The 286-nt window shown below is 73.8% G+C and carries 1 protein-coding gene; it reads left to right on the top strand.

What is annotated here, in order from left to right; translation table 11 throughout:
- Positions 1 to 286, top strand: a 286-nt coding sequence (locus tag FLX07_RS36185; RefSeq protein WP_208762593.1) for a HEAT repeat domain-containing protein, incomplete at both ends; no start/stop codon positions are given.

The raw sequence follows: 286 nt of genomic DNA on the forward strand, positions 1-286 counted from the left end.
TGGCGTTGGAGCGGGCGGTCGGCGACGACGATGAGGATGTGCGTCGGGCGGCGCTGGAGGTGCTGGGGACGGGGCCGCTGGATCCGGAGGTTCGGGCGCTGGCGTTGGAGCGGGCCGCTGGCGACGATAACGCTGTCGTTAGGCAGGCGGCGCTGGAGGTGCTGGGGGGCGAGCCGCTGGATCCGGAGGTTCGGGCGCTGGCGTTGGAGCGGGCGGTCGGCGACGACGATGAGGATGTGCGTCGGGCGGCGCTGGAGGTGCTGGGGACGGGGCCGCTGGATCCGGA

It is taken from the genome of Microbispora bryophytorum, assembly GCF_006874465.1.
GTDB lineage: Bacteria > Actinomycetota > Actinomycetes > Streptosporangiales > Streptosporangiaceae > Microbispora > Microbispora bryophytorum.